Source organism: Desulfofundulus sp., assembly GCF_049701015.1.
GTDB lineage: Bacteria > Bacillota > Desulfotomaculia > Desulfotomaculales > Desulfovirgulaceae > Desulfofundulus.
On the sequence record NZ_JBNATZ010000415.1, the window covers coordinates 1 to 2,729 of the forward strand.

Annotated in this window: 2 protein-coding genes; one reads left to right on the top strand and one right to left on the bottom strand. The window is 64.2% G+C overall.

Going from position 1 to position 2,729, the window contains the following annotated elements:
- Positions 1-2,090 (top strand): S-layer homology domain-containing protein (locus ACPLUI_RS14995; RefSeq protein WP_424661042.1); only part of this gene is annotated, 2,090 nt, incomplete at its 5' end.
- 171 nt (positions 2,091-2,261) lie between these two features.
- Here ACPLUI_RS14995 and ACPLUI_RS15000 read toward each other — a convergent pair.
- Positions 2,262-2,729, bottom strand: a 468-nt coding sequence (locus tag ACPLUI_RS15000) for a hypothetical protein (protein ID WP_424661043.1), incomplete at its 5' end; no start/stop codon positions are given.

Here is a 2,729-nt window from a genome sequence, read left to right on the forward strand (position 1 = left end):
ACCCCACCACCCAGAAGGTCTGGCTGGTGCGGGCCTGGTTCCGGTTGGAGGAAGGGATCGTGGACAGGGTGGAGGCAGGGCGCGGGCAGCTCTACCTGCTGGGGCGGCAGGAACCCTACCGGCTGGCAGCTGGGGCTGCCTGCACTTTCGATGACCGTCTCGATTCCGCCAGCCCGGAGGATTTGCCTTACGGTTACCCGGTAGCCGGGGACCTCTCACGGCTGGCACCGGGGATGAAAGTGAGGCTTACCCTTTCCCCCGATAGTGGCGAAGTGGTCTACCTGGCGGTCCAGCGCACCCTGGCCGTGGGCACTGTAGAAGAGGTGGACCCGGGCCGGAGCTGGCTGCAGCTTCAGGGGGTGGGGCGTTACCGGCTCATGTCCGGCCTCCCGGTCACGCTTGACGGGCGGGCCGCCTCCCCCGGCGATATCAGGAGGGGGGACCATGCCTGCCTGGTGCTGGCAGGCGACCAGGTCATCTCCATCGATGCCCACCGGCAGGTGGTCTACGGGCAGGTGGTGTTTTATAAGGAAGAAAGCAGAACGCTCCTCATGGTGGACAGCCGGAATAAAATGCGCTTCCTGGCCACCACCTCTGATACGCAATTTTTTCGGTGGGGCCGGCCCGGCGACTCCTCTTCGCTGCAGCCCGGCGCGTGGGTGCGCGTGACTCCGGACAGGAATGGGGCCGTCGCCCTGAGGGTCGATGTGGCTGAAACAGCCGCCAGCGGCAGTGCGCGGCTGGCCGGGGTGGACCCGGCCGGAGGAACGGTTACGTTCCAGGGGGGCCAGGAAGGGCTTCTTTCCTCACGCACACTGGTCACCAAAAACGGCTATCCCGTGGGCGCTGATGACCTCCTGCCCGGGGAAGAGGCGGAATACACCGTTCTGGACAGCCTCCAGGGGAAAACAGGGGTGGTGGCGGCCATCCAGGCCCGCACCCGGGCGGGCGTACCGGCCCCTTCCCTGCAGGCTGCGTGTCAGCCCGCAGGCAACGGTTTTGTGGTACAGGGCAGGACCTCGGCCGGTAAGGTATACATATACCTGGAGGGAGGCGAACGTCTGCTTGCCTTCCCCGATGCCCGTGGTTACTTCAAAGCGCGGCTGGCCGGGACAGCTGGCGATACCCTCCAGGTGGTGGCGGTCGATTCGCAAAAAGGCGGGGTGGCTGGTGAATACCTGACCGTGCCCCTGGAGGCCGTCTTCACCGACCTGCAGGGCCACTGGGCGGGGAAAGAAATAGGGGAACTGGCTGAACTGGGGCTGGTTTCCGGTTACCCGGACGGGAAGTTCCGTCCCCAGAATCCCGTCACGCGGGCAGAATTCACCATTATGGTTATGCGTGTGCTGGGCTGGGATGGGGGTGGTTCCGGTTCTGCGGGCGGCGTTGAAGGAATACCGGGTGGCAATACGGCGGGCCAGGTCAATCCTGAAACGGGGCCCGGAGAAACCGGGGTTCCGGCCGTGGCCGGGTCCCCACCGGCGGGTCAACTGCCGGTGCCCTCCGGGAAGTCCGTGGCATACGCGCCTGGTAACAGCCGTGATGGTAAGGCCGCCAGTTCCGTACCCTCCGACCTGCCGCCCTGGGCTGCGGAAGGAATTCGGGAAGCCTTACTCCGGGGTATCGTGTCCGGTTACCCGGACGGGACCTTCAGGCCGGACCGGCCGGTGACCCGGGTGGAGGCAGCCGCCATGCTGGCCCGGGTGCTGCAGGTGACCGGCCTGGTTGGAGAGGACGGGGAAGCCGGCAGCACCGGGGTAGGTAACTATACACAAAACACAAGTACCTCCGATGCCCACGGTGGTGCTCCCGGAGGGACGGGAGATGCAGCTTCCGGTGTTCAGCCCCGGTTCCCGGCTGCCCCGGGCGGTTCGGGTACCCCGGTTTCGGCAAAGACGGGCTCCTCGCCTTCTTACCGGGACTGGAACGCCGTCCCGGGCTGGGCGCGTACTGCCGTAGCTCTGGTGACGGAAGCACGGCTGATGGTTGGGTACCCCGATGGGCGCTTCGGTCCGGTAGAGCCCCTTACCCGCGCTCAGGCGGCGGTCATTGCTCTGCGCCTGCTGAAATTGATAAATGCCTCGAGCTGAGGCCAATAGGGTCATTCTTTCTTCATACCCTTTTCTATGGCCTCTGTCAGGTAGTGGTCATGTTTTTCGGCCAGGTCCACGGGCCCTTTACCTTTACCGATCAGTTTAAAAATGAAAAGTCAACAAAAACCGGGTTCCCATGCCGAACCCGGTTTTAATTACTCCTCCACCTCACTCCTGCAGCCATACCACCACAACCTGCCGGCCGGCTTCCCGGTCCCAGTCGGCCAGCTGCTGCTCGAGCAGCCTGATCTGCTGGTCCAGGGCATATACTTCAGCGCTGTCAGTGGCCTGGCTGCGCCTGGCTATGAGGGCCTGGTAGCTGTCCAGGGCGGAGGCGAACTTTTCGGTGATGTCTTCGCTGTGCTGCTGCGGCGGTTCTATAAGAGAACCCAACCTGAAGGCTGCGTTAATGAAAGGCCCGGCCTGCTCCACCGGGAGCACGAAATGGAGGATCTCCACCGTGTGCCCGTCCACACGCTGCCGGCCCAGGCTCTGGTAGCTGTTGCCTCCCGCTGCGGCAATCAGGACCTTTTCCGCCGCCTGAAGGTCGGCCACCTGGACCTTCAACAACGTGCTTTTGATAATGCGGGTCTGGTTCAGGAACACCCGGGGCTCAGTTGCCCCCCCGCTGGTGTT